At 53.4% G+C, this 25,903-nt stretch carries 26 protein-coding genes; 15 read left to right on the top strand and 11 right to left on the bottom strand.

The genetic code is table 11. The features are described 5' to 3' along the window. Positions 1–3 precede the first annotated feature (3 nt). From cobM to cobK, 6 genes are read left to right on the top strand one after another with little or no spacing between them, the layout of a single operon-like run. Positions 4–777: a precorrin-4 C(11)-methyltransferase gene (cobM, locus tag JYE49_RS14700; protein WP_093956868.1), complete on the top strand. Its 774-nt coding sequence runs from the start codon at positions 4–6 to the stop codon at positions 775–777. Then, a complete protein-coding gene (locus JYE49_RS14695) occupies positions 774–1,658 on the top strand; it encodes a cobalt-precorrin 5A hydrolase (protein WP_093956869.1) in 885 nt (294 codons plus the stop codon). The genes cobM and JYE49_RS14695 overlap by 4 nt, the downstream gene beginning before the upstream one ends. Beyond that, positions 1,658–2,704, top strand: a complete 1,047-nt coding sequence (cbiD, locus tag JYE49_RS14690; RefSeq protein WP_093956870.1) for a cobalt-precorrin-5B (C(1))-methyltransferase CbiD — start codon at positions 1,658–1,660, stop codon at positions 2,702–2,704. The genes JYE49_RS14695 and cbiD overlap by 1 nt, the downstream gene beginning before the upstream one ends. Continuing rightward, a complete protein-coding gene (locus JYE49_RS14685) occupies positions 2,697–3,338 on the top strand; it encodes a precorrin-8X methylmutase (protein ID WP_283399349.1) in 642 nt (213 codons plus the stop codon). Before cbiD ends, JYE49_RS14685 begins: the two co-directional genes overlap by 8 nt. Further along, on the top strand, positions 3,335–4,651 hold the full coding sequence (locus tag JYE49_RS14680) for a cobyrinic acid a,c-diamide synthase CobB (RefSeq protein WP_093956871.1): 1,317 nt from the start codon (positions 3,335–3,337) through the stop codon (positions 4,649–4,651). Before JYE49_RS14685 ends, JYE49_RS14680 begins: the two co-directional genes overlap by 4 nt. Before the next feature lie 24 nt (positions 4,652–4,675). After that, positions 4,676–5,383 carry a precorrin-6A reductase gene (gene cobK / locus JYE49_RS14675; protein ID WP_093956872.1) on the top strand — a complete coding sequence of 236 codons (708 nt, stop codon included), beginning with the start codon at positions 4,676–4,678 and terminating at the stop codon, positions 5,381–5,383. Here cobK and JYE49_RS14670 read toward each other — a convergent pair. The 6 genes from JYE49_RS14670 to JYE49_RS14645 all read right to left on the bottom strand — a co-directional run bounded on the left by JYE49_RS14670 (position 5,340) and on the right by JYE49_RS14645 (position 12,867). Continuing rightward, on the bottom strand, positions 5,340–5,876 hold the full coding sequence (locus JYE49_RS14670) for an NUDIX hydrolase (RefSeq protein ID WP_093956873.1): 537 nt from the start codon (positions 5,874–5,876) through the stop codon (positions 5,340–5,342). The genes cobK and JYE49_RS14670 overlap by 44 nt on opposite strands. Before the next feature lie 29 nt (positions 5,877–5,905). Beyond that, a complete protein-coding gene (locus tag JYE49_RS14665) occupies positions 5,906–7,174 on the bottom strand; it encodes a HAMP domain-containing sensor histidine kinase (RefSeq protein ID WP_093956874.1) in 1,269 nt (422 codons plus the stop codon). A gap of 36 nt (positions 7,175–7,210) precedes the next feature. Then, positions 7,211–7,933 (bottom strand): response regulator transcription factor, encoded by a 723-nt coding sequence (locus JYE49_RS14660; RefSeq protein ID WP_093956875.1) that lies wholly within the window; start codon positions 7,931–7,933, stop codon positions 7,211–7,213. Positions 7,934–8,056: 123 nt separating this feature from the next. Continuing rightward, positions 8,057–10,453: an ABC transporter permease gene (locus tag JYE49_RS14655; RefSeq protein WP_093956876.1), complete on the bottom strand. Its 2,397-nt coding sequence runs from the start codon at positions 10,451–10,453 to the stop codon at positions 8,057–8,059. 11 nt (positions 10,454–10,464) lie between these two features. Continuing rightward, positions 10,465–11,277 carry an ABC transporter ATP-binding protein gene (locus JYE49_RS14650; protein ID WP_093956877.1) on the bottom strand — a complete coding sequence of 271 codons (813 nt, stop codon included), beginning with the start codon at positions 11,275–11,277 and terminating at the stop codon, positions 10,465–10,467. A gap of 216 nt (positions 11,278–11,493) precedes the next feature. Then, positions 11,494–12,867 carry an MATE family efflux transporter gene (locus JYE49_RS14645; protein ID WP_093956878.1) on the bottom strand — a complete coding sequence of 458 codons (1,374 nt, stop codon included), beginning with the start codon at positions 12,865–12,867 and terminating at the stop codon, positions 11,494–11,496. A 164-nt stretch (positions 12,868–13,031) separates the two neighbouring features. On the opposite strand from JYE49_RS14645, the gene JYE49_RS14640 reads away from it, so the two are divergent. Next, positions 13,032–13,751 (top strand): DUF6273 domain-containing protein, encoded by a 720-nt coding sequence (locus JYE49_RS14640; protein ID WP_093956879.1) that lies wholly within the window; start codon positions 13,032–13,034, stop codon positions 13,749–13,751. A 70-nt stretch (positions 13,752–13,821) separates the two neighbouring features. Here the strand turns inward: JYE49_RS14640 and arfA are convergent, their stop codons facing one another. The 4 genes from arfA to JYE49_RS14620 all read right to left on the bottom strand — a co-directional run bounded on the left by arfA (position 13,822) and on the right by JYE49_RS14620 (position 18,497). Continuing rightward, positions 13,822–15,333, bottom strand: coding sequence for an arabinosylfuranosidase ArfA (gene arfA / locus JYE49_RS14635; protein WP_093956880.1), 1,512 nt, complete (start codon positions 15,331–15,333; stop codon positions 13,822–13,824). A 25-nt stretch (positions 15,334–15,358) separates the two neighbouring features. Continuing rightward, the gene (locus JYE49_RS14630) at positions 15,359–16,216 is read right to left on the bottom strand and encodes a carbohydrate ABC transporter permease (protein ID WP_093956881.1); all 858 of its coding nucleotides are present in this window, start codon (positions 16,214–16,216) and stop codon (positions 15,359–15,361) included. Between the two features lie 2 nt (positions 16,217–16,218). Continuing rightward, on the bottom strand, positions 16,219–17,136 hold the full coding sequence (locus JYE49_RS14625) for a carbohydrate ABC transporter permease (RefSeq protein WP_093956882.1): 918 nt from the start codon (positions 17,134–17,136) through the stop codon (positions 16,219–16,221). A gap of 86 nt (positions 17,137–17,222) precedes the next feature. Then, positions 17,223–18,497, bottom strand: a complete 1,275-nt coding sequence (locus JYE49_RS14620; RefSeq protein WP_179217288.1) for an ABC transporter substrate-binding protein — start codon at positions 18,495–18,497, stop codon at positions 17,223–17,225. A gap of 235 nt (positions 18,498–18,732) precedes the next feature. Between JYE49_RS14620 and JYE49_RS14615 the strand changes: the two genes are divergently transcribed. The 6 genes from JYE49_RS14615 (at position 18,733) to JYE49_RS14585 (ending at position 24,121) form a co-directional block, all read left to right on the top strand. After that, positions 18,733–19,749, top strand: a complete 1,017-nt coding sequence (locus JYE49_RS14615) for a LacI family DNA-binding transcriptional regulator (protein WP_093956884.1) — start codon at positions 18,733–18,735, stop codon at positions 19,747–19,749. A 197-nt stretch (positions 19,750–19,946) separates the two neighbouring features. Beyond that, a complete protein-coding gene (locus JYE49_RS14610) occupies positions 19,947–20,732 on the top strand; it encodes a DUF6273 domain-containing protein (protein WP_093956885.1) in 786 nt (261 codons plus the stop codon). 275 nt (positions 20,733–21,007) lie between these two features. Continuing rightward, the gene (locus tag JYE49_RS14605; RefSeq protein WP_093956886.1) at positions 21,008–21,838 is read left to right on the top strand and encodes a class I SAM-dependent methyltransferase; all 831 of its coding nucleotides are present in this window, start codon (positions 21,008–21,010) and stop codon (positions 21,836–21,838) included. 5 nt (positions 21,839–21,843) lie between these two features. After that, positions 21,844–22,326: a GNAT family N-acetyltransferase gene (locus JYE49_RS14600; RefSeq protein ID WP_093956887.1), complete on the top strand. Its 483-nt coding sequence runs from the start codon at positions 21,844–21,846 to the stop codon at positions 22,324–22,326. Between the two features lie 77 nt (positions 22,327–22,403). Continuing rightward, complete coding sequence (locus JYE49_RS15295) at positions 22,404–23,450, top strand: GNAT family N-acetyltransferase (RefSeq protein ID WP_179217289.1); 1,047 nt, start codon at positions 22,404–22,406, stop codon at positions 23,448–23,450. Beyond that, complete coding sequence (locus JYE49_RS14585) at positions 23,447–24,121, top strand: 4Fe-4S double cluster binding domain-containing protein (RefSeq protein ID WP_283399350.1); 675 nt, start codon at positions 23,447–23,449, stop codon at positions 24,119–24,121. The genes JYE49_RS15295 and JYE49_RS14585 overlap by 4 nt, the downstream gene beginning before the upstream one ends. Positions 24,122–24,202: 81 nt before the next feature. On the opposite strand, the gene JYE49_RS14580 is transcribed toward JYE49_RS14585, so the two are convergent. Then, a complete protein-coding gene (locus JYE49_RS14580; RefSeq protein WP_093956888.1) occupies positions 24,203–24,814 on the bottom strand; it encodes an HAD-IA family hydrolase in 612 nt (203 codons plus the stop codon). Positions 24,815–24,961: 147 nt separating this feature from the next. Here JYE49_RS14580 and JYE49_RS14575 point away from each other — a divergent pair, with 147 nt between their 5' ends. Continuing rightward, on the top strand, positions 24,962–25,396 hold the full coding sequence (locus JYE49_RS14575) for an acyl-CoA thioesterase (protein WP_093956889.1): 435 nt from the start codon (positions 24,962–24,964) through the stop codon (positions 25,394–25,396). After that, a complete protein-coding gene (gene msrA, locus JYE49_RS14570; protein ID WP_093956890.1) occupies positions 25,393–25,881 on the top strand; it encodes a peptide-methionine (S)-S-oxide reductase MsrA in 489 nt (162 codons plus the stop codon). Before JYE49_RS14575 ends, msrA begins: the two co-directional genes overlap by 4 nt. Positions 25,882–25,903: the final 22 nt, after the last annotated feature.

Here is a 25,903-nt window from a genome sequence, read left to right as displayed (position 1 = left end):
AATATGATTTATTTTATCGGCGCGGGTCCCGGTGCGGCGGACCTGATCACCCTGCGGGGGATGAAGCTTTTACAGAAGGCAAGCCTTGTCATCTATGCTGGTTCCCTGGTGAACCCGGAGCTTCTCGATTACTGCCCCGGGAACTGTGAGAAGCTGAACAGCGCTTCCATGACGCTGGAGCAGGTAATCTCTGCGCTCAAGGCCCATCGGGATGATGATACCGTCGTCCGGCTTCACACCGGTGATCCTTCCTTTTACGGTGCTGTCCACGAACAGATGGATCTGCTGGACCAGGAAGGTCTGTCCTATGAAGTCGTCCCCGGTGTCAGCTCCCTGAACGCGGCCGCAGCCGCGCTGAAAAGTGAACTGACCCTTCCGGGCGTCAGCCAGACAGTCATCGTCAGCCGGCGGGCAGGCAGGACCGCGGTTCCGGAGCAGGAAAATGTTCCTGCGCTCGCAGCCCATCAGGCAACCATGGCCTTTTTCCTCAGCGTTGGTATGCTGAGGGAGCTCTGTGCGGAACTGATTTCCGGCGGATATGCGCCTAACACCCCTGCCGTCGTTGTTTACAAGGCCTCCTGGCCGGATCAGGAGATAGTCCACGGCACCTTGTCTGACCTGCCGGACAAAGCTGCCCATATACAGAAAACAGCACTCGTGCTGGTCGGCCGGTTCCTGGAAGGCACCGTGGAACGCTCGAAGCTGTATGATCCTTCCTTTTCACATGAGTACCGCAAAAGTGAATCTCCAAATACGGAGGATGCATCCAGACCATGATCATTCACGCAATTGCCTTTACAGACCGGGGCCAGTCCTGGCAGCAGCAGCTCGGATTCCCCGTGGATCGGGGAATCCCGGTCATGGAGTGGACCCGGAAGTATTTTGACGATTCTGATGCGCTGCTGTTTATCGGCGCGTGTGGAATCGCCGTACGCGCGGTCGCGCCGCTGCTCCGGGACAAAACCACCGATCCGGCTGTCCTTGTCATGGATGAAGCCGGAAAACATGTGATTTCCCTCCTTTCGGGACATATCGGCGGTGCCAATACGCTCGCCGGGGAAATCGCCCTGAAAACGGGAGCCGTGCCTGTCATCACCACAGCCACAGACCTGCGGGGCATGACCGCGGCGGACACCTGGGCAGTGGAGCATGACTGTGCCATTGAGAATCCGGAAGCGATCAAATCCGTTTCCTCCGCTATGCTGGCTGGCCACGATGTCGGCGTAGCGATTACCGAAAGGCAGATCGATCCACCCTTCCCTGTCACGCTCTGGCTCCGTCCCCGGACGCTCGTGCTCGGTGCCGGCTGCCGGAGGGATATCGATCCGGAAGCCTTTGAGGAGAAAGTTCTGAGCTTCCTGAAGGAAAACAGCGTATCCCTGCTCGCCCTCCGGGCTGTCGCCACCATTGATCTCAAGCAGCATGAACCAGCATTGGTGCGTTTCTGCAGCAGATACCATCTTCCCCTTCAGGTTTATTCCGCGGATGAGCTTCGCGCGGTTCCGGGTATCTTTGCTCATTCGGACTTTGTGGAAAAAACCACCGGAGTGGATAATGTGTGTGAACGCGCCGCTGTGCTGGCCGGCGGCAGCCTGCTGGTCGGCAAAACAGCCGCGGAAGGAATCACCCTGGCCCTGGCCGGAACGAGGGAAATCTGATGAAGCAGTTACGAGAAGGCTTTACCACCGGAAGCTGTGCCGCCGCCTGCGCACTGGCCTCCTGCCTCTGGCAGAAGGAAGGCGAGTGCCCCGCCTGTGTTTCGATCATCGTACCGGAAGGACGGGAGTACAGGGCGGAAATCCGTCCGCTTTCCCCGTACCGCTGTGCTGTGATCAAGGATGCGGGAGACGATCCTGATATCACCGGCGGATGCGAGGTCTGGGCTGAGGTTGCAGTCGGGAATACGCCGGGAGAAATCAACTTCCGTGCCGGCGAAGGGGTCGGCGTCATCACTCTTCCGGGCTTAAAGCTGCCCATCGGTGAAGCTGCCATCAACCCGGTTCCCCGGGAAATGATCCGGAATGCCGTACGCTCTGTCTGGCCGGACCTGGCGGCAGAAGTGACCGTAGGCATTACCGGCGGAGAGGAAATGGCCCGGAAAACCTTCAATCCCCGCCTGGGTATTGAAGGCGGCCTGTCCATCCTGGGTACCACCGGTATCGTCCGCCCCATGAGCGAGGAATCCCTGGTGGAAGCCATCCGGCTGGAACTGCAGTTCCGCAGGACCTCCGGCCTTGATGAGATCACGCTTGTATTCGGCAGCCAGGGTGAAAAAGCCATGCAGGCGCTGCAGCCGGAAAGCACCTGCGTCCAGATCAGCAACTTTGTCGGCGACGCGCTGGATTGTGCCGCAGAGCTGGGTTTCCGCCGTGTCCTGCTGGCCGGGCAGCCCGGAAAACTGGTAAAGGTTTCAGGCGGAAGCATGCAGACTCACAGCCGTTACGGAGACGGACGGCGGGAAGCACTCTGCGCGCATCTCGCGCTCCTTGATGCGCCAATAGATCTGCTTCGCACCGTAATGAACAGCGTCACCCTGGACGGGCTGATTCCCGTCATCCGTGAAGCCGGATATGAAAGTGTATGGAATAACCTGTGCCGCAGCGCGTCCCGTTACGCCTCTGCCCGCACCGGCAATGCTCTCCGGGTGGATACCATGATGCTGGACGGACAGGGACACAGGATCGGAGGCTATACAGATGAATGAAACAGATTACGGTGTGACGTTCATGGATCCCGCCGGAATTGAAAAACGCAGCATGGAGATCATTGAGTCAGAGCTGACCGTTCCCCTGCCCGAAGAGATCAAGCCCATCGTCAAACGGGTCATCCATACCACTGCGGACTTCAGCTTTGCTGAAAACATGCGTTTTACCCCGGGCGTGGTGGAGCTGATCCGGAACATGCTTATCGCCGGCGCCACCATCATCACCGATACAAACATGGCCCTGACAGGCATCAGCAAGCCCTCCCTGACAAAACTCGGTATCTCGGCCCTGTGCTATATGTCGGATCAGGAAGTCATGCGGGAGGCAAAATCCCGCGGCCTGACCCGGGCCGTGGTCAGCATGGAAAAAGCCCTCCGGCTTCCGGGACCCAAACTATTTGTCTGCGGCAATGCTCCCACGTTCCTGCTCCCGCTCCTGAATCTGGACACACCGCCTGCGGATATCGCTGTCATTGGCGTTCCCGTGGGCTTTGTCAACGTGGTTGAGGTCAAGGGAAAGCTTTGGGCCAGCGGTATACCCTGTATCGTTGCAATGGGCCGCCGGGGCGGCAGCAATGTTGCCGCGGCAATCGTCAATGCATTGCTGTACGGCATTCCGGGGGTGCGCTCATGAGATTACTGATTGCCGGCACAGGCAGTAGCTGCGGCAAAACCACCGCGTCCCTGCTGCTCATGTCCGTTCTTCGCAGACAGGGCTTAACCGTCGCGCCTTACAAAACCGGTCCGGATTATATTGATCCCGGATTTCATCGTGTTGTCTGCGGGCGGCCTTCCCATAATCTGGACTCCTGGCTCATGGCGGATAAAACCCTGAACCGGGTTCTCCGCAACGACGCGGATATCAGTATCATCGAAGGAGTTATGGGATACTATGACGGTCTGAATCCCGTTACCCTCCGCTGTTCCACCTGGGAGTTGGCCCAAAAAACAAAAACGCCGGTCATTCTGACCGTGGACGCCTCCGGCGGGGCCGCCAGCGTCGCCGCCACCGTCAAAGGTTTCCAGTCTTTACAGGAAGAAAACGGCATTGCAGGTGTTCTGGTTAACCGGGTTTCCGGTCAGCACCATTATGATCTGATCCGTACCGCCGTGGAACACTACACGGGTCTCCCCTGCACAGGATACCTGACCCGGGATCAGAAGCTGGAGCTGCCTTCCCGGCACCTTGGCCTCGTCCCTGCGGAGGAAACCCCGGATCTGCTCAGGCGGATTGATGAAGCCGCTGTCCTGGCGGAACAAACGCTGGATACCAGCCTCCTGCTTTCCCTCGCCGGACAGGCGCCCGCGCTTCCGGCATTAGCGGAAACAGGCACTGCGGTTTCCTTCCCCGGTTACCGTCTTGGTGTCGCGCTTGACGAAGCCTTTCATTTTTATTATCAGGATAACTTGGACGCCCTTTCCCGTGCCGGTATGGAACTGGTATTTTTCTCCCCTCTCCGGGATCAGCAGCTGCCTTCCGGACTGGACGGTCTCTATATCGGCGGCGGCTATCCGGAAGTTTTTGCTTCCGGGCTTTCCGCAAACCAGGGGATGCTCCGGAGCATCCGCGATGCGCTTTCCGGTGGACTGCCCTGCTATGCGGAATGCGGCGGTCTGATGTACCTTGGCGAAGAAATCGACGGTGTACCCATGGTCGGTTTCCTGCCTTTGCGCTGCCGCATGACAAAGCGCCTTCAGCGCTTTGGATACGTCACTGTGGAAGAAAAGAGCGGTCTCGTATTCCCCGCCCATGAATTCCACCATGCCCTTGCCGAACCCCTGGAAAACGCGTCTTTCGCCTGCCGTATCCGGAAGGCTTCCAATCCTGAAAACGAATGGGTTTGCGGTTATGAACGTGAAAAAACACTGGCCGCATTCGCCCATGTGCATTTCGGAGACAGGCCGGAATTAATCCGTCGCTTCTTTTCCGGTTCCGAAAACGTCTGACCAATCATCCCGGAGGTGATATTCATGGCAGTCACCCTGATCTTCGGAGGCACCTCTGAAGGCCGTCTGGCCGCGGAAAAAGAAAAAGACGCCCTTGTATGCGTCGCGACTGAATATGGTGCATCCCTGCTGCCGCCCGGTACAAACTGTCATATCGGACGGCTGGACCGGAATGAGATGCTGGAGTTTATACGCACGCTCCGTCCCGGCCGCGTCATTGACGCAACTCACCCCTATGCAGTCAAAGCCACCGATAATATCCGAGCCTGCTGCACGGAACTTGATATCCCGTATGAACGGATTTCCCGCCCTTCCGTTTCCGGTTCCTGGAGTACGCTTGTCCGCCATGCGAAAAGCGCGGAGCATGCCGCGCATCTTCTGACGGAAACCGGCGGGAACATCCTGCTGACCACCGGCAGCCAGACGCTGAGCACCTATGCAGCCACAATCCCCGCCGAAAGGCTCTGGGTGCGGGTGCTTCCAACCCGGGCAGCACTGGAGTTCTGTGAACTTGCCGGCATTCATCCGTCCCATATCATTGCCATGCAGGGACCTTTCTCGCCGGAACTAAACGGCGCCCTGTATGATCATTTTAATATCCATGTGATGGTAACCAAGGATTCCGGTTCAGCCGGAGGGTTGGAGGAAAAAGTCCTTCCGGCCCTGGCCCGGGAAATGGACGTCATTGTCATTGATCGTCCTGACGCGAACCAAGGTGACCCTCAGCAATAAGCATGTTCAGCACCTTGGCTTCCCGCTGGAACATCATCGGGTTATAGGGACCGTGGATATCCCTGCTGTTCTTTTCAATGGCCGCGTAGGGATCCACAAATTCCAGCTGATAATCTTCTTTGGATTCATACCCGTCCAGATGCTGGGAAACAACTGTCTCCTCCGCGTCACAGAGATAATAGTAGTTATCTTGGATAAATACTTCCGTCGGATCGCTGTCGCTCTTCTGGATCCTGTGAACCAGTCCATACTCTTTGACTGTTTCCGGAATCACAACCAGTCCCGTTTCTTCCCGGGTTTCCCGGATCATCGCTTCCGCGGGATCTTCTCCCTGCTCGATCCCTCCGCCCGGGAACTTATAGTAGTCATATTTCATGCTGTGAATCATTGCCACTTTTCCATCCCGGATGATGATGCTCCGTGCGGACGGCCGGGAAAAAGAATGAGTGCATTCATCATAGTCATGTTTGTCCATTTCAAATAACAGCCGCATAATCTGACAGCCTCCCTGATTTCTTTGTTTTATACTTTCCTGACGAGCAGTTCCACAACAAATCCGTTGTCGTTATAATACTCCAGACCGCCGCTCTGCTTTTCCATATACCATTTTACCAGATACATTCCCAGGCCGTAACCTTCCTGTCCGGCAGCATTGGAACCCCTGAAGTATTTGCCGGTAATCTGGCCCAGTTCTTCCTCCGGCACTCCCGGCCCGGCATCCCTTACAGTGATCCGGATAAATCGGCTTACGCCGCCGTTCTCCTCGCTGACGCCGTCCACCTGATCAAAAAACACATGGATATCCGTACCGGCATACTTCCGGGAATTGCTGATCACATTGTCCACCGCCTGCTCCATCCGGATCGGATCAATATATACCAGGCAGTCTGGAATATGATTGTCAAAAACTATGTCCTCTTTTTGGTTCATGCCCGAGAAAAAACCTTCAATTTTTGAGGAGACAGTTTCCGCCGGTGTCACAGGAAGTTCTTCCAGCTCTTCCAGGGTGGAATGGAACAGATTGTTCACAAGCTGGTTAATGGTTTCGGTCCTGGCGGATATCACCGACATCTTATCCATGATATCTTTTTCGCCGCTATACTTCGCTTCCAGCACTTCGCAGGCAGCCCGGATAGTTGCCACCGGTGTTTTGATGTCATGTCCCAGTCCGGCCGCCATTTCCCGTTTGGCTTTGTTGGCTTGCACTTCACGATCCTGGGCATTCCGGAGTTCTTCCCGCATCATGTCAAAGCTTTCTGTGAAGTTGCCGAACAGATTCAGCCGCCTTCTGGGCAGCTGGACGTCCAGATGTCCCTTGGCCACATCTCCGGCAAATCTTTCAAACTCCCGGATTGGTTTCACCACAACAAGATAAACAACCAGCAGGAACAGGTATCCTGCTGCCGTGATTGTTCCCCAGAGAACCAGCAAGGTTTTTCGCAGTTGCTTTTCCTGAGCCTGCCATGTTTCCTTCCTGTCATCCCAGGCCACTTTCCCGGCGGTTGCTCCGTCCGGTACGAAATCCAGCACCAGGGCTCCGTCCGCATAGTACTTCGTCATATCCGTGTTCACGAAATCTGCGGACAGGACAATATTGCAGTGATATTTTTCTTCCAGTTCCTCTGTCGGTTTGCCGGCCCGGTAATCCTCATACATCCGGTAGATCAGGTCGTTGTATTCACTGATATCCCTCCGCTGGAAGGAAATTCCGTTTTCTATCCGCAGTCCGATCAGCAGGGACGCCAGCATCAGTACCGTAAAGACAATTGCCAGGATTCTGATCTGTTTCATCCGCCCGACTCCTTATCCTGATTCCTCTTATTTCTTTCAGATTTCCAGTATGTATCCTGTTCCCCAGACTGTCTTCAGCATCTGCGGATTATTCGGATCATTCTCCAGTTTCTCCCGCAGTTTCCTCACATGCACATTCAGCGTTCCGTCGCTGAAGAAGCTGTCTCCCCATACTTCCTCGAAAAGGATATCCTTTTTCACAATCGTGTTCCTGTGCTGGTACAGGCACTGCAGCAGCGCAAACTCCTTGGCCTTGAGGGCAATCCGTTCACCGTTCAGGATCGCGGACATTGTGGATTCATCCAGTGTGAGAGTGCTGCCCTTTCCGGTTCCCGCGGCGTTCTCCGGGACTTCTTTCATTTCCGTACCTGCCTGAACGTTGACCTTTTTCAGCTGTTCTACGCGTTTCAGGTTCACCTTGACCTTGGCCAGCAGTACGGAAAGGCTGTAAGGTTTTTTGATATAGTCATCCCCGCCGATACTCAGTGCCACCAGCACGTCGTCATCGCTCTGCCGGGCGCTGACAAAGAGGATCGGAATCTGGGTTTCTTCACGGAGCCTCTTGCATACTTCAAAGCCCGTTCCGTCTCCCAGGTTGATATCCAGCAGGATCAGATCAGCGGTATGCTCTTTCAGGAAGGCATAGCATGCTTCCCGTGACGTAACATATTCCGTGCTCACGTCAAACATCCGGAAGTATTCCGCTGTCATCCTGGCAAGCTCTTCCTCATCATCCACAATCAGGCAGTTGTAGTGCATCTTTTCCTCCGTGCTTTTCTGTCATTTTGTCCTACTGTACAACGCCAGTTTGTTTTTGTAAAGAATCCGGAACATAACAGGGAACGGTGCCGTTAAGGCATCGTTCCCTGTTATCATTCTCAATCACTCTTCTGTAATCATTTCAACCGGATTGATCTTCCGAACCTTCAGCCCGAAAATGCCTGCCGTGACCAGGGCCACAGCCAGGATAGCCAGTCCTGTGGCAATCATATAGAACACCGGGACATGGAACGGCACTTTTTCCAGTCCGAAGATGGAGAATGCGGTAATGCACAGGCTGCTTCCCGCCGGCTGTGAAAACAATGCGCCAATCAGGACGCCTGCCGTCACTGCCGGAATACTGGAAAGCATGATCTGTGTGATTAATCCGCCCGAGGTCATGCCAAGAGCCTTGCTGATGCCCATTCCGCGCCATTCACGGACAATCTTGGCCCGGATAATCAGCGCTTCCACAAAGATTACAACCAGGACGGTCAGTATCGCAATCCCGATACACAGGGCACGCATAGCCGTGGACATCGTGCCGATTGTGCTTTCCAGTTCTTCTCCCAGGTCAGCGGTCGCGTAGGTCTCTCCCCGCTCCGTACCCAGCCTGTCGATCTCTTTTTTCAAATCAGCGAAGGTCACATCTGCAGCGCCGGTCACATAATAGTCGACCACTGACAGATTCGGCAGAATTCTTTCGGCGGCTTCAAAGATCATGCAGCCGCTTCTTCCCATCTGTTCCATTCGCTGGTTCAGGCCGGTCACCAGATAATCTGCGGATGCATCTCCGAAGGATACCGTAACCACATCGCCGATTTTGACTCCGAGATCCCTGGCGATTGAACTGGTCAGCATCACCTCGTTATCATGCTTTACCGTTCTTCCGTCAATCAGGATGGTATGCAGCGTGTTTTCCATATCATCCACGGCATAGGTGGTCACAGTCTTTTCCTTGTCCCCGAAAGAATAGGTGGGCTCAAACTTGTATACCCCCAGGACGTTCTCCGCACCCTTGAGTTTCCGCAGTTCGTCTCCCAGTTCCCGTCTCCCGGTCACGGCAATGGTACCTGCTTCAAAGCCCATCAGTTCAATCAGTTTGTCCGCGCTCTTTCCGAAGTTTTCATAGCAGCCGAATCCCATCAGCGTCGAAATCGTAAGAATCGCGACAATCAGTGCCAGTGCGATATTCCGCCCTTTGCTGCCCATCATTTCCTTCATGGACAGCACAACCGGAACCGGCAGTGCTGTCTTTTCAAAACTGAAATGGTTTTTCCTGTAGTTATGGTTGCTGATTCCTCCCCTGAGCGCGTCCAGCACAGTATATTTCAGGTACGCCCTGCTGACTCCCCTTGTGATCAGGATCACAAAAGCCGGAAGGACAATAGCCGCCATTACGGCAGCCACCGCATTCACAGGCTGGTTCCATGTCAATCCGAGAATCGCACTGATCACATTTTCGAAAGCACCGAATGTTGCGATACCCAATCCGATTCCGGCCAGGGTGCCAAGCAGCGCAACCAGTCCTGTCTGCATCGTCAGTGCCGCCCGCAGTTCTTTTACGGTATATCCGCTGGCCTCCAGCACTCCTGTATCTTTCATGCTTCGCTGGATAAAATTCCTGATGCTGAAGCAGATGATGATCATGGCTACGGTAAAGATAATCACCGCAAAGAGCATTACAATACCGCTCACAATCATCGGTATAAACTGGGATCCGCCTCTCATAAACTCCCAGCTAACCGACAAATAGTTGAAATAGTTGCGTTCCGGATGCGCGTTTCCGTATGGGTTTATCAGTTCTTTGTAGCGGTCCGTGATCTCTTTTTCCAGGTCGGATGTTGGATAACCCGCGGTGACACTTTCTTCATCCATCACGGCCTTGCTGATGATCCGCCTGGCGTCTTCCAGCACAGGATGCTCCGCCAGCATGGTATCCATCATTTCCTGTGACAGGTAACTATAGTATGTCGTTATGTTCATAGAACTGCAAAAGTACGGTTCCTCCACATATCCGGCCACCCGCAGGTCATAGATATCGTCGTCAACCCGGATCTGCATCGTATCACCAATGGGGAACTGTCCCTTCAGGTACAACGGCAGATAAATTTCATTTTTCGCTCCCCCTGCTCCGTTCAGTTCGTGAACCATGTACTTCTTTTCTGTGGAAGTGCTTTCAATCAGGAACGAATACTCCTTCCATTCTTCGTTTTCCGCGTTCCGGTACCGAAAAATCGGACATAAGGCAGGCGATGCTTCATAGTCTTTCACGTGTGCGTTTTCCCTGATAGCCCGCCTGGCGCAGTCCCGTTCCTCATCTGTGTCCCCCGTGATCAGCATCATTTCTGCTCCCCGGGTTTCAGCAAACCGGTCATCCAGCACCCGGCTCATACCGGTAATTGCGGAAATCGCGTCGAAAAGCAGGAACGCCGCCACCAGCGTCAGAAGAAAGAAAGTGATCATATCGCCCTTCTGTTTCTTAGCGTTATTCCCGGCGATAAAAAACAGTCTGTTCATGCCTTGTCTCCTTACCAGCCCATGTCCGCCAGGAAATCCTTCAGCTTCCTGTGGCGTTCCTGTGCCTCAGCCTGCTGCGGGTTTGAGCTGTCCTTATAGTCTCCCCGATACGGTCCGATTTCGATCTCATCCAGAATCACACCGTCGGCCAGGTAAAGGATCCTGTTCCCTCTTTCTGCCGCCCGGATTGCGTGGGTAACCATCACAATGCTCTGCCCGTCATTATTAAGCGCGGACAGGATTTCCAGCACGTTGTTCGTGTTCTGGGAATTCAAAGCACCGGTTGGTTCATCCGCAAAGAGGATTTCCGGCCGGTTGATCACGCCGCGTACCACCGCCACCCGCTGTTGCTGGCCGCCGGACAGTTGGGCCGGAAACTTCTTCCAGTCCTTCTCACCGATTTCAACGCTCTGCAGCAGTTCTTTGGACCTGTCTGCCAGCTCCTTCCGGTTCTTTGTTGTCAGCATGCCGCTGACCATCACATTATCCAGCGCGCTCATGCTGTCGTTCAGGTAATTCTGCTGGAAGACAAATCCGCAGTGATTCCGGCGGAACCGTGCCAGCCTGTCATTGCTGTATTTCGATATTTCCTCCGGTCTGGTACCGTTTGTGCCTGTATAGGTGATTGTCCCCAGGGACGGCCGGTCCATACCGCTCAACGCGTACAGCAGAGTGCTCTTACCGGATCCGGAGTTGCCCATGATCACCGTAAAGTCACCCTGGTAAATATCCAGGTTCAGGTTCTTCAGCACGTGCTGCTGCTCGGAAGCGTTGGAAAAAGTTTTCGACAAATCCTTTGCCGTTAAAATGACATTCCTGTTCATGTTCAATCTCCTCCATAACATGTCACAGTCCTTAATCCGACTCTATCCTACCGCATTCCACCTTGAAAGTCTTAAGCTGTCCCTTGCTCATTCCTTAATTATTTCTTATTTTCACATTAAGCGTTTTCATCTTTGATAGCAGGAACAGATGTACAAGACAAAAAACAAGCCCGCGGCAGTATTGCCGCGGACCAGTCACCATTTATTGAGGATATGTTATCTGATCAGTTGGTTTGTTTCTTTTCGCAAATGTCTCCAGATAACCCTATACATTGTTGTAAAGCAGGCGGTCGCGCCGATCACCTGGCTGGCGAACTCTGCCCAGAAAACGCCGTGCACCCCCAGGCCGATATTCGGCAGCAGCAGCGTCAGCGGCGCCACCAGTACAATTTTTCTCAGCAGGGAGAAGAAAAGCGCATATCGGGGATAGTTCAGCGAAACAAAAGTTGACTGTCCCGCCTGCTGCATAGCCATGAACGGGAAAGCGCCGAAGTAGATCCTGGCACAGACTACGGCTGTCCGGATCAGCTGCTCATCGGATGTAAAAATGCGGATTAACGGCTCGGGAACAATCATCACGAGCAGCCACATGACAATATTCACGAACAGTCCGCTCAGGAAGATAAAGCGAATGCTCTTTGATACACGCGGATACAGTTTCGCGCCGTAATTGTAGCTCATGACACTCTGGCCGCCCATAACAATCCCGCTGTTGGGCAGACTCATGATCTCCCGCAGGGAGTTGATCAGGCTCATGGCGCCCACATAGATTGTGCTGAGCGGTCCGCCCCAGGTCTTGAGCATGATGTTTACGATCGCCTGCGTAATGCTGTTCGTTACCCGGAAGGTAAATCCGGTCACACCCAGGCTCACAATTCTTTTCAGTTCATTCCAGTCCAGATGCAGTCCTGTCAGGCGCAGTACTGCCCGCCTGCTCCTGAGGAAGCCCAGCACCCATATTGCACTGGCCGTCTGGGAAACAACCGTTGCCAGCGCCGCTCCGCGGATGCCCATGTTCATCGTATAGATCATCAGCGGATCCAGCGCAATATTCAGAATCGCACCAATGAGAATCGTTCCCATACCGATCTTTGGAAAGCCCTGGGCGCTGATGAAGGGATTCATTCCCAGGCTGATCAGCACGGACACCGTGCCCAGCACATAGATCCGGAAATATCCCATCGCAGTGGGAATGGTCTCGTCATCCCCGCCCAGCCACCGCAGCGTGACAGGCGCCGTCAGGTACAGCAGTCCGGTCAGGAGCAGTCCGATCAGCAGGAGCATTGTAAAAGAGGTGCCCATGATTCTTTCCGCTTTCCGGTCTTCCTTTGCGCCCCGGGCAATGGTAGCCAGGGTGGCTCCGCCGGTGGAAAAGAGATTGGCAAAGGCTCCGATCAGCGTGATCAGCGGAAAGCAGATCCCCAGGCCAGTCAGCGCCAGTGTTCCGCCTTCCGGCATATGGCCGATGTACATTCTGTCCACAATGTTGTAAAGCACGTGAACAAGCTCAGCCAGCATCATGGGCAGGCCGAGTTTCAGGATGACCATGGAAACCTTTCCCTTGGAAAAGTCACCGGTTACTGAAGCCATGCTTTCACCTCTGTGACGGAGTCCATCACGTTTTCTTAGCTGCATATTCTATACGATTCGTTATCAAAAGTCCATATTCCGCTCCACCTTACAAAACTGTAAGCTGAAAGTCACCTGAAAGTAAGATTCGTTTGCTATTCTTGTTGGCGAGGAGGGATGAATCGATGGAAACTTACGATAACATCATCTTGAAAAGAATCGGTTATATTCTGTTCCTGGTTGTACTTGCCGTACACATCTTCAATATCGGAGGCGGCAGTGCAGAAGCTGCGAACATTAACAAAACAGCCCGTAAAACAGTAACCTTTGGCGCTTATGACCAGGACAACAACCCCGGCAACGGGCAGGAACCCATCGAGTGGATCGTCCTGGAAGAGAAAGACGGAAAATGCCTGCTGCTCAGCAAGTGCGGCCTGGACACCATTCCTTACCATAATGAAGATGGCAAGTCCACTTGGGAGCAGTGCTCCCTGCGCCGCTGGATGAACAGCGAATTCCTGCAGAAGTCCTTTACTGATGAAGAACAGGCCGCTATCCAGACTACAAAAGTAGTCAACGGCTCCAACCAGGGAGCAAAGTTCAGTGTCGATGGAGGCCCCGACACTGAAGATAAAATCTTTCTGCTCAGCTACCGCGAAGTCTTCGTAACCTACTTCCCCGAACTGGAGGACAGACTGTGTGAGCCCTCCCAGACTGCCATTGCCAACGGTGTCTTCTGCACCCAGGACGGCGGTGCCTGGTGGCTCCGGTCTCCCTCTGACGATCTGATCAACGCCATGCTGGTTGATTATGACGGCAGCGAAATGTTCTCCAACATTCACTTCAACAATACTGCCTTCCGCCCGGCACTTTGGGTAAACGCGGAAGCTGTCGTATTGAGGTAATATCTTCCTAAAAAGCAGAAGCCTTTCACCGTAACGGTTGAAAGGCTCCTGTCTTTATTTATCATTTTGTTCAGGGCTTCACAAACCGGATCACGTTCCAGCTCAGCGCCGGCAGTCTGATCTCTGCTTTGCCGCCGTCGACAATGCCGCCGGGGCCTGCTGTCGGCATGACATTTCCGGGATTTTCTTCGGTATTGACTGCCTTCACGTCATCATGATGCAGCAGGATATGCTCTTCCAGGCGCAGCTCGCCGAAGGAACGCAGATCCAGGTTCAGGCAGAAGTCTTCCTTCATATCCCGGTTCACGCAGAAGACCGTCACGCTTCCGTCATCGCCCAGCGTAGCTGTGGCGTCAACCAGCGGAACGCCTTCATAGTCCGTGCAGTCATACACCGGTGTATCCACGATTGCCTTCAGGGCTGTTCCGCGGCCGTACCGGCTCACATGCAGATAGGGGTAGAAAATCGTCTGCGCCCAGCATCCGCCGCCCTTCCGGGTCATAATCGGCGCAATGACGTTCACCAGCTGTGCCAGGCATGCCACCTTCACCCGGTCCGCGTTGCGCAGGAAGGTAATCAGCATACTGCCGGCCAGCAGGGCATCCTCGAAGTTGTAGACATCCTCCAGCAGCGGCAGGGCGGGACCCCACTTCTCCTGCTTCCAGATCTCCTGGTCCTGCTGGTTGGAGTGATACCATACGTTCCACTCGTCAAAGGATAGATTCACCTGCTTCTTCTGGTGCTTCTTGCCCTTTACCGCGTCGCAGATGGAAATCACTGTATGGATAAAGTCATCCAGGTCCATGCTCCGGGCCAGGAAGCCGGGGGTATCGTTTGTGGGATTGCCGTAGTAGCGGTGTAGGGAGACGTAGTCGATGTTCTCATAGCACTCGTTCAGCACCGTCAGCTCCCAGTCACCGAAGGTAGGCATCTGGGAGGAGGAAGAACCGCAGGCTACCAGTTCGATGGAGGGATCCACCCACTTCATCATCTTGGCAGCTTCATTGGCAATGTGGCCGTATTCCAGGGCAGTCTTGTGTCCCATCTGCCAGGGGCCGTCCATCTCATTGCCCAGGCACCACATTTTGATGCCCAGCGGATCTTTCCTTCCGTTTTTGATCCGCATATCGCTGAATTTGCTGCCGCCCTTATGGTTCGCGTATTCCACGATGTCCCGGGCGTTTTCCGGTCCCCGGGTGCCAAGGTTGATGGCATACATGATTTCACTGCCGACCTTTTCAGACCAGTCGGCAAACTCATGCAAGCCCACTTCATTGCTCTCCGTCGTGAACCAGGCCAGATCCAGCCGTTTCGGCCGCAGCTCCCGCGGTCCGACAGAATCTTCCCAGTTGAATCCGGAAACAAAGTTTCCGCCGGGATAGCGGACGATCGGAACGCCGATTTCCCGGACCTTTTCAATTACGTCTTTCCGGAAACCCGCTTCATCAGCCATTGGATGACCCGGTTCATAGATGCCGCCGTAAACAGCGCGTCCAAGATGCTCGATAAACGAGCCGAAGATGCGCGGATCCACCTGGCCGATCCGGTAATCCCTGTCCAGAATCATGGATGCTTTTTTCATGTGTCTTTCTCCTTTTCCGGCCCGCTCAGCCCTTCACACTGCCTGCGGTGAGACCTGCAATGAAAGTCTTCTGGGCACACAGATAGATAATGATAATCGGCACAACCGCCATCACCGCGCCCGGCATCAGCACGTCATAGGCATTTCCGTAGGGGGTGATGGTCGTACCCATACCGATGGGAATCGTAAATTTCTCATTGGAACTCAGCACAATCATAGGCCAGAGCAGGTTGTTCCAGCTGTTCATGCCGCTGAGAATCGTCATGGCTCCGAAGGCCGGAATCATAATCGGTACCATAATTCGGAAGAATACACCGTAATCGGTACAGCCGTCAATCCTTCCGGCTTCAAGAAGTTCTTTGGGCAGTCCCAGCACATATTGCCGGAAGAAGAAAATCATAAAGGGCGGAACCAGGTATGGCAGCACCACACCAAAGTAGTTATCCGTCATCTTCGTACGGATCAGCATCCGGTACAGCGGCAGCAGCAGGATCTCAAACGGAATCATCATCACAACCAGCACTAGGGTAAAGATGAGGTTCCTGCCCTTGAAGTTATACATTGCCAGGCCGTATCCGACCATGGAGCCGAAGAACAGGCCGATCACAGTCTGAAGCACCATGATAATGACGCTGGACTTATACCAGTGCCAGTAGATGCCGTCCCGGTAGGTGTTAAGCGCGTTGTAATTGCCGAAGGAGGAGATGCCCGGTTCAATGGTCAGGCTCAGGCCCTTCCGCAGCATTTCCTCGCCGGGCTTCAGTGAGCTGCAGAACATGAAGGCGAATGGCAGCATAGCCACACACGCCCAAATAATCATCAGGCCCGTTGCCAGGAAGGAGAGTGTTGCTTTTCGCTTATTGAAATGCTTTTTGGTTTTCATGTTCAAGCGTCCTCCTTCCTGAAGAATCCCATCAGTACCAGCTGGATCAGGTTCACGCCCAGCACCAGCACCAGCAGGGTCAGGCCAACGGCGGAAGCCATACCCATATTGGCTTTACTGATACCCACCTGATACAGATAGCCGACGATCGTCCGGCCGACGCCGCCGGGATTGTTCTGCGCCCACAGGGCAACAGACTCGGTAAACATGGCAAAGCCGCCGAGCACCGTAATGGTAATCACGTATATCAAAACCGGCTTGATACCGGGAAGTGTCACATGGAAGAAACGCTGTACAGGATTGGCGCCATCGATTTCCGCCGCCTCATACAGGTCAGTCGGAATCGCCTGGATCCCGGACAGGTAGTAGATAATATTGACGCCCATCCAGCGCCAGAGTGTCATCACAATCAGGGCCAGGTTGCCGGTATCGGCAAACATCAGCCATTTTCTCGGTTGTCCGCCCAGTGCGGTCACCAGCGCGTTAACCGGCGCGGTATCCTGCGTTCCGAAGGCCAGGCGGAACACAATACCGGCCACAATAATGGAAGTCAGTGCCGGGATAAAGAATAGGGATTTAAAGAAAGCTGCGCCTTTGACCAGTCCGGAATGCAGAACCACCGCGAAAATCAGCGGCACAGAGGTCAGAATCACAACATCCCAGAAGGCATAACGGGTGGTTGTCTCCAGTGACTGGATAAAATTGCGGGAAAACAGTTTCTGGTAATTGGAAAGCCCGATCCAGGTGCTGATCGTCGGCCCGTCAATCCGCTGAAAACTCATCAGGATTGTGGATACCGTCGGATACAGGTAGATCAGGAGAAAATAAATGATAAACGGCGCAACAAACACATAGGGTACTGCTTTCCTGCTCGTCAGGAAAGCAATCACTTTGTTGGGTCGTTTTGATACCTGCTGCATACAATCAGCCTCCGTAAAAGAAAACGGAATATAACCGGAAGAAGCCGACCGGAGGATTCCCTCCGGCCGGCCCGTATCAGGGAAGATTAATCAATCGCGTCTCTCAGTTCCTGCGCGCAGCTCTGGGCAATGGCTTCGGGATCGCCGCCGCCAATGACCAGGTCATACGCCATATGCTGCTTGACGATATCGCTGGCTGCCGGGAAGTATTCGGAGATGCAGGTGTCCGGAATGTCATCCAGCAGGGTCTTCAGCATATCAAAGATGTCGTTTCCGTAGTAGTCGAAGAACTTGTTCGGCTCCATCATCTCGGGTGCGCCGTAAACTTCGGTCATGATGGGATCGAATCCCAGGATGGTCCAGGTCTTCACGCAGCCTTCGAAGCTCAGGGTAGCATAAGCCAGCCACTGCTTGGCAATGTCCAGGTTGGCGCTGGTCTTCACAACCGCGGTGCCGGTACCGCCCATCTGAGCGGATTTGTGTCCGCCGTCAGACCACAGGGGCATCGGGGCAACCTTCATCTTGCCGGACAGGTCAGGCATATAATCGGTGAACCGGTTCAGGTACCAGAACGGCATGCTGACGGAAGCAAAGGCGCCGCCGTTCATTTCGCCGTAGTACTCTTCAGCGTGATGGAATCCGCCGGGGGCCGCAACAGCCGTTCCGTCATCCAGCATGCTCTTCATGAAGGCCAGGGTGTTGACAACCACGGGCTCGTCCATCCGGACCTGTCCATCGGGGGTCAGCCAGTCGCCGCCGTGCTGGTTAACCAGGGGATAAATGCTCCAGCAGTCGGTGGATTCCCAGGTGCACATCGGCTTGCCGGTCTTTTCCAGCACAACCTTGCCGGCTTCATGATAGTCTTCCCAGGTCTTGATATCCTGATAGTTGATACCGGCGGCCTCAAGAATCTCGGTGTTGTAGAACATGATGCAGGCGCCGATATGATGGTCGATGCCGTAGTACTTGCCATCCTTGGCATAGTTGTTGAAGCGGCTCATAACCAGCTTGTCCTTGATGGGCTCAACGATGTCGTTGATGTCCGCCAGCTGGATGTCGCCCTTCAGGTAGTTCGCGAACTGGTTGATTTCGATGTCCACGATATCAGGAGCGCCTTCGCCGCTCTGCAGGGCAAGGGTCAGCTTGCTGTGCATATCGTCGTAGGGATAAACCTGCATGTCGATCTCAATCTTGGGGTTGTCCGGGTTCGCGTTCCAGGATGCTTCCATCTCTTTATAGAGCTGGGTATGCAGTTCCTGGAATGTCCACAGGGTCAGTTTGATGGGTTCTTCTTCCGCCACGGCGCTGCACATGCCCAGCATCAGGGCCAGCGTCAGCAGAACAGCCAACAGTTTCTTCATGGTTCGTTTCCTCCTCTTTTTTATTCCCTTTTTTGTAGGATTATCGTTAATCCTATCTGTTGATTTAATGATATAGGTTATTTGGTCAAATGTCAAGAGTTTTTTGACAAATTTATCATAAATCTTTTTTAACCGATTGTTTACAAAGAAGTAAGAATGGCAGAAATTGTCTTTGGATACAGTTTTATGATATAATATTTGTAATAACGTTAATCTAATTCGTGGAGGGATCTGAATGGCTGTCAACCGCATTACCCTCAGGGATGTCGCCGGCGCATGCGGCTATACCGTCAACACAGTTTCCCGGGCGCTCCGCGGGGATCCGCGGCTTCCGGAATCCACCCGTGAAAAGATCAGGGCGGCTGCGGTACAGATGGGATATATCCGCAATTCCCTTGCCTCCACCCTTCGTTCAGGAAGAAGCGGAAATATCGCTGTTATCGTCAATGACGTTCACAACCTCCACTTCTGTAACATGCTTACCGTCATGGACAGCGAGCTGCGCCAGGCCGGATACAACATCATGGTATTGTGCATGGGCCTTAATGAAGAGCTGGGCGAGCACCTGATCCGCTCTGCCATCTCCCAGTCCGTGGACGGCATCCTGTATTTCCCCTATATGAACAACCGCAGCCATATCGAGATCATGCAGAAGAACAACATGCCCTTTGTGCTGCTGGACCGCCGGATCCAGGATATCGTGACGGACAACGTGCGCTGCGATGACCGTCAGGGCGGCTTCCTCGCCGGTGTTCATCTTGCGGGGCTCGGTCATAAGAAATACCTCTTCATGTCCGGTGAAAACCGTTCCAGTTCCCAGATTGACCGTCTCGAAGGTTTCATGCAGGCCATGCGGGAATACGGAATCCCCGAAAGCAATATCCGGGTCGTTCCGGGCGAAAAGGTGGAAGCTGCCCTGGCTGATTCCACCCTCCGGGAACTGCTGTTCCCGCTGGACTATACTGCCCTTGTTTCCTTCCGTGATGAGGTTTCCTATCCCGTCATGCTTGAGCTGGCCGACATGGGTCTGGAAATACCCAAAGATATTTCCATCGTCAGCTTTGACCATCTCCGCGGGGATATCCCATATCTGCCGAAGCTCACCAGCATCTTCTCTGAAGGGCAGAGCGTCGCGTCCAACGGCGTCCGTCTGCTCCTGAACCGTATTGAGCATCCCGATCTGCCGCCGCAGGTGATTGTCCTTCCTGTCCGCCTGTTTGACGAGGGCACCGCCGCGCCCCCCGTAAAATAACTTTATATCCGCTTATTCGGTCTTTATTCAAAACTCCTGCCTTCAACGCAGGAGTTTTTCTGTTTTTCTTCATTTTTCATTCTTCATTGTCATCGCATTAAACGATGACGTAGCCCCCTTACGAAACTGTAAGGTAAAAGTCACCTGAAAGTAAGACTTGTTTGCTATGCTGGTATCGTGGAAGGAGGTATGCAGTAATGGAAACTCATGATGTGACTGTTATGAAACGTATTGGTTATGTCCTGTTTCTGATCGTTATCCTTCTTTATATGTTCGGTGGCAGCGGCGAAGCTGAAATCCTGGATGCCGCGGAAAATGCCCGGACAATCCTCACCTTTGGGAAATATGAACAGGATAACAATCCGGATAACGGTCCGGAAGAAATAGAGTGGATTGTACTGGAGGAACAGGATGGCAACCTCCTGCTCCTGAGTCGCTATGGTCTTGATGCTGTACCATATAACGACGGAAATACAGAAACCACCTGGGAAGACAGCACCCTGCGCAGCTGGATGAACAGCGATTTCCTGGAAACTTCCTTCACGCCCGAGGAGCAGTCTGCCATCCTGGTTACCGAGGTAAGTAACGGTCCTGATCAGGGACGTAAAACAGACCTTCCCGGCGGCGCCGATACCCTGGACCGGGTTTTCCTGCTGAGCTACAGGGAAGCTTTCGCAAAGTATCTTCTCGGCGACGGAACCAGAATGTGCGCACCGACCAGCATTGCCGCTTCCCATGGTGCTTACCGCTGGAAAGAATACATGACCGAAGACCGTCCGGGCGGCACCTGGTGGCTCCGTTCACCCGGCAAAGTCCAGGGCAAAGCCCTGATCGTGGATTACGACGGCAGCCTGGCCAGCAGCAGCGTTCAGCTGGTGAACCATTCCGTACGTCCCGCCCTCTGGCTGGATCCGGGTGTGGAGGGCCTGAATCTCCGTGAAGTGGAAACACCCTCTCCCGAAGCTGTCACACCGGAAGCCTGAAAAAACTGCTTGACATAAAAACATCTCATGGAGTATACTCGCTCCAATCTTTTCGGAAAGGAGCTCTTCTCATGGCGAAGTACGCAGTCACTACCATGACTAAGAAGACCGCAGCTTATACTGGCTACGGTTATTACGCGTACACCCGTTTGAAGAGCAGAGAAAAGTAGATTCCGGAAAATGCGGCCGCATTGATCAAGATCACTTATCTCGCTCGGGATAAGTGATCTTTTTTTATCCGGAATCTTATCAGAAAAAAAGTGAGGAGGAGTACCATGGATCTGCACGATTTCAGGGATGTTGCCGAGAACTACGACCGATATCTGGAGGTCATGTACACTCAGGGAACGGATCATCACGAGGGGTTTCAGGAGTTTTACCTGGATCTGGCCCGGAAACACGGTTCCGGCGGCGTGGTGGACGTTGCCTGCGGCACGGGTGCCGTGCTGCTTTACCTGGCGGAGCGCGGTATCAGCGTCGACGGTACGGATCTTTCTGAGGAGATGTGTAAGGTTGCTTCTGCCAAAGCGGAAGCTCTCGGTCTTTCCCTGAACATTATCCCCGCGGATATGACAAAATTCAGCTCCGGTAAAAAGTATTCCCTGGCCATCATCGCCCGCAGCGGTTTCATGCACCTGCCGGATCAAGCCCTGCAGATTGCCGCCCTGAAAAACCTGCGGGAGCAGCTGCTTCCCGGAGGCATCCTGACGCTCAATACCTTCGACCCCTGGCCGCCGATACAGGCAGCCCAGATGCAGACGTCTCCCGATGATTATTCCTTCCGTCTGGAATACGTCAACCATGACGGAAACCGGGAAAAGATTTATAATGCGATCAGTTACAATCCTTATACGCAGCAGATGAGCGGCAACTGGAAATTCGTTGAATACAACGATAAGGACGAAATTATCGGCGAAAGGATCCGTCCCCTGATGATGCGTCAGACAACGCGGTGGGAAATGTTCCTCCTGGCGCAGCTCTGCGGTTTTGAAGTGCTGGATATTTATCGCGGTTATAAAGGAGACAAGGAGGATCTGAAAGATCCTGCCTCTGCTTCCCGGTACCAGAGCAACCTGATCTGGATTTTAAAGAGAAAGGAACAGTGATTCAAATGATCCGGAAAGTTGAACGAGCAGATATTACCGAATGTGTCCGGGTAATCCGGGAGAGTTTCCGGACAGTTGCGGATGAATTTGGTTTTACAAAAGAAAATGCTCCCCGGTTCACCGCTTTTGCCATGACAGAGGAATGGCTGCTCTGGCAGATGGAGGGTGAGCACCGGCTGATGTTTGCAGATGTGGAAGACGGCATTATCCGCGGATATTATTCCCTGAAGCTTCTTGATTCCGGTGAGTGTGAACTGAGCAACCTGGCGGTTCTTCCGAAATACAGGCATCAGGGAATCGGGGAGAAACTGCTGAAACATGCGATGGATACGGCCAGGGAACAGCATTGCAAAGTTATCAACCTGGGCATTGTGGAAGAGAACACTGTCCTCCGGCAATGGTATGAACGCAACGGAGCGGTTCATACGGGCACGGAGAAATATGATTTCTTTCCGTTCACCTGCGGATATATGAAGTTCTGCCTGTAAACAGGAGCCTGAAGTCAAAATACTGAATTGATCTCCTGTTTCACGCTGCTAAAAAAGAGAAAGGAAGGATATTCCCTATGAATAAAACCGGAACACAGACCCTGGAAACCCATCGGCTGATCCTTCGGCCGTTTAAAATCGAAGATGCTGAAGATATGTTCAATAACTGGGCTTCCGACCCGGAAGTCACCCGTTTCCTGACCTGGCCCACACATTCCAGCGTGGATATTACCCGCATGGTATTGAATGACTGGATTTCTCACTATGAGGACGGCGATTTCTTTCAGTGGGCAATAGTCCTGAAGGAGACCGGTAGCGTTATCGGCAATATTGCTGTTGTGCACTTAATTGAGCAGCTTGAGGAAGCAGAAATCGGCTACTGCATGGGCAAAGCTTTCTGGGGCCGGGGGATCATGCCGGAAGCCCTGCGGGCTGTTATGGATTACCTTTTCGACACCGTCAGCCTCCATCGCATCACTGCCCATCATGATGTAAACAACCCCAAATCCGGACGTGTCATGGCAAAAGCCGGTATGCTGAAAGAAGGCATTCAACGCGGAGCCGGAAGAAACAATCAGGGCATCTGTGATGTCTGCTGCTACGCCTTGCTGCAGAGCGACCGCACCCCGGTGGAACGCCATACGTCTCCCGCTCCGGTCATTGTCCGTTTTGCCCGGGAAGAGGATCTGGAAGCAGTAAATAAACTGCGCAAAGTGGTTAATGATTTACATGTGAAAGGTAAACCCGATGTCTTTAAACCCGGTTTCTGCGACGAGCTGCGGGATTACCTTTTCACAATCTGGAAGGATCCCGATCAGGAAATTGTCGTGGCGGAAGCAGAAGGAAAAGTCTGCGGCTTTGCCATTCTGCACCATATCAACCGGCCGGAAAACCCCTTCATGTTTGAGCGGGATTTCCTGGATATTGATGAATTCTGCGTGGATGAACACTTCAGGCGCCAGGGCGTTGCCAGTGCCATGATCCGTTTCATTCTCGATTTCGTAAAGAAAAAAGGGTTCAAACGTCTTGAGCTTAACATGTGGGAGTTCAACCGCGGTGCCCTGGCTTTCTATGAAGCCGCCGGCTTCAAAACCTTCCGAAGATATATGGAGATTATGGAATGACAATCCTCGAAAGTGCTGTCAGGAATCTCCTGGCACAGTACCCGGATATCCTTTATGGGTTTGCGGATATATCCTACAGTCCTCTTGCACAGGAATACCCTTCTGCCCTTGTCCTGGCGGTACCTCACGGAAAGCAGCTGACGCCCGGGAGCTATACAGAGCCGGATTTTGATGCGGCAATCTGCTCATCCCGGGACCGGCTTGAAGCGTTTCTGGAAAAACTTGAAGCACTGCTGAAAGAGCAGAAAGCCGTATATTATATCCCGCCGATGGCCCAGAATAATGAAACCGACCTTCTGGCGGAATTCTCTTACAAATATGCGGCAACCCGTGCCGGCATCGGTTGGATCGGCCGGAACGATGTGATCATTACTGAGCGTTACGGGCCCCGGGTACGGCTGTCTGCCGTGCTGATCAACGCACCCTTTACCTATGGGGAGCCGATCACTGAAAGCCGTTGTCCGGAAAACTGCCGCCGCTGCGTGGATATTTGCCCCTGCAAAGCGCTTAAGAACGTCCGGTGGGACGCCGGTAAACTGCGGGAAGAAATCATTGATTTTCATCGCTGCAATAAAATGCGCAGCGCCTTTATCCGCAAGCTCGGCCGGAAGAGTGCCTGCGGGCTCTGTATGGCTGCCTGTCCCTTTGGTACTCCGGAAAAAGCTGAATAAACAAAAACCAGACAAGGGGACGGTTCTCTTGTCTGGTTTTTCATTGTCTCAACAACATTCATTATGAATTATGAATTGTTTTTATATTTCCCTCAGATCCTTTACGATCCTGTCTTCCTGCCCCGTTGCCTCAACGCAGGTGTCCGGCGCCAGGAAAAGCAAAGCCTTCACGCCTGCGTCCTTCGCGCAGTAAACATCCAGCGTCCGGTCTCCCACATACCAGGTCTGTTCCGGATCCAGGCCGTATTTCTCTACCAGGAACCTCACCCCTTCACCCGAGGGTTTGGGCGCAAATCCATACATGGAGGTTACCACTTCCCTGAAGCACTTCAGGACTCCCAGCCGCTCCAGGATCGGTTCGGAGGAACTTCCCCGGTGTGTATAGACAAAATGAACAGCCCCGGCTTCCTGCAGCCTTTCCAGCGTTTCCTTCGCTCCGTCAATCAGGGTGATCAGGTCATCCAGTGCGTGTGTATGCTTCTGGTATTGGGCAAACACTTCTCGCACCGTCTTTCCGCACTGACTGCCGATCTCCTCCATGTAGGCAGTGCAGGATTTCTGCTTCACAACTTTCAGGATATAATCTTTCGGATCATTTATTCCTTCATCAGCTGCCGTTCTGGCGGCTGCCTCAACAATCACGCCATAGGAATCCAGCAATGTACCGTCCAGATCCCAGATATACGCTGTCATTTCCGGTCACTCTCCTCCGCCGGCGTCAGTACCGGTCTTTGTCATTATACAGAAACCCGACCGGATTGCAAACCAATAACCGCACACTTGTATTCCCGCCATCCTGATGTATAATCTCCATATACTGTTTTGCAGGGAGGGTTGCTCATGGCGCCGTATTCCCATCGGGTTCAGTACTATGAAACCGATATGATGGGTGTTGTTCATCACGCCAACTATATCCACTGGATGGAGGAAGCCCGGATCCAATGGATGGATCAGCTGGGATTCCCGTACGCGGCCATGGAAGAGAAAGGAATCGTCTCCCCGGTCAAAGCCATCTCCTGTGAATATAAGACTCCCTGCACCTTCGGGGATACGGTCAGCGTAAACATATCGGTTGAATCTTTCAATGGCGTCGTGATGACCATCCGCTATGTCATGCGAAAGAACCCGGACGATATCGTCTGTGAAGCCCGATCCGAGCATGTCTTCCTGACCCGGGAAGGCCGTTTTGTCCGGCTGAAGCGGGAGATGCCGGATTTCTGCGAGGCAATCGAAAGCTCTATGAACACTGCAACAGGAAAGGAACAGGAATCATGAAAACCATTTATCTTGCCGGCGGCTGCTTCTGGGGAATGCAGAAGTTCTTTGATCAGTTTGACGGCGTTCTCCACACGGAAGTCGGTTATGCCAACGGTCCGGACAAAGCTCCCTCCTATGAGGATGTCTGCGCTGACAGCGGCCATGCCGAAACCCTCCGCATCGATTATGACGAAACCAGTATCACACTTGCGGAACTGCTGAAGTACTATTTCATGGTCATTGATCCCCTGTCCGTCAACCGCCAGGGACATGATGAAGGCATTCAGTACCGTACCGGTATCTACTATACGGATGAATCCCTCCTTCCGGAGATTCAGGCCTTTTATCAGGCAGAAGAAAAGAAAGCCGGCGCAAAGCTGGCTGTGGAACTGGAGCCCCTCCGGAATTTCTTCTCTGCCGAGGAGTATCACCAGAAATACCTGGACAAAAACCCCGGCGGCTACTGCCATATCCCGAATCAATATTTCAACCTGAAAAAATAACCCGGTTCTTACGAGCCAGGTC

Source organism: Aristaeella hokkaidonensis (genome assembly GCF_018128945.1).
GTDB classification, from domain to species: Bacteria; Bacillota; Clostridia; order Christensenellales; family Aristaeellaceae; genus Aristaeella; species Aristaeella hokkaidonensis.
The sequence above is the reverse complement of the archived record's forward strand: the minus strand, read 5'-3'. Positions and strand labels throughout refer to the sequence as shown.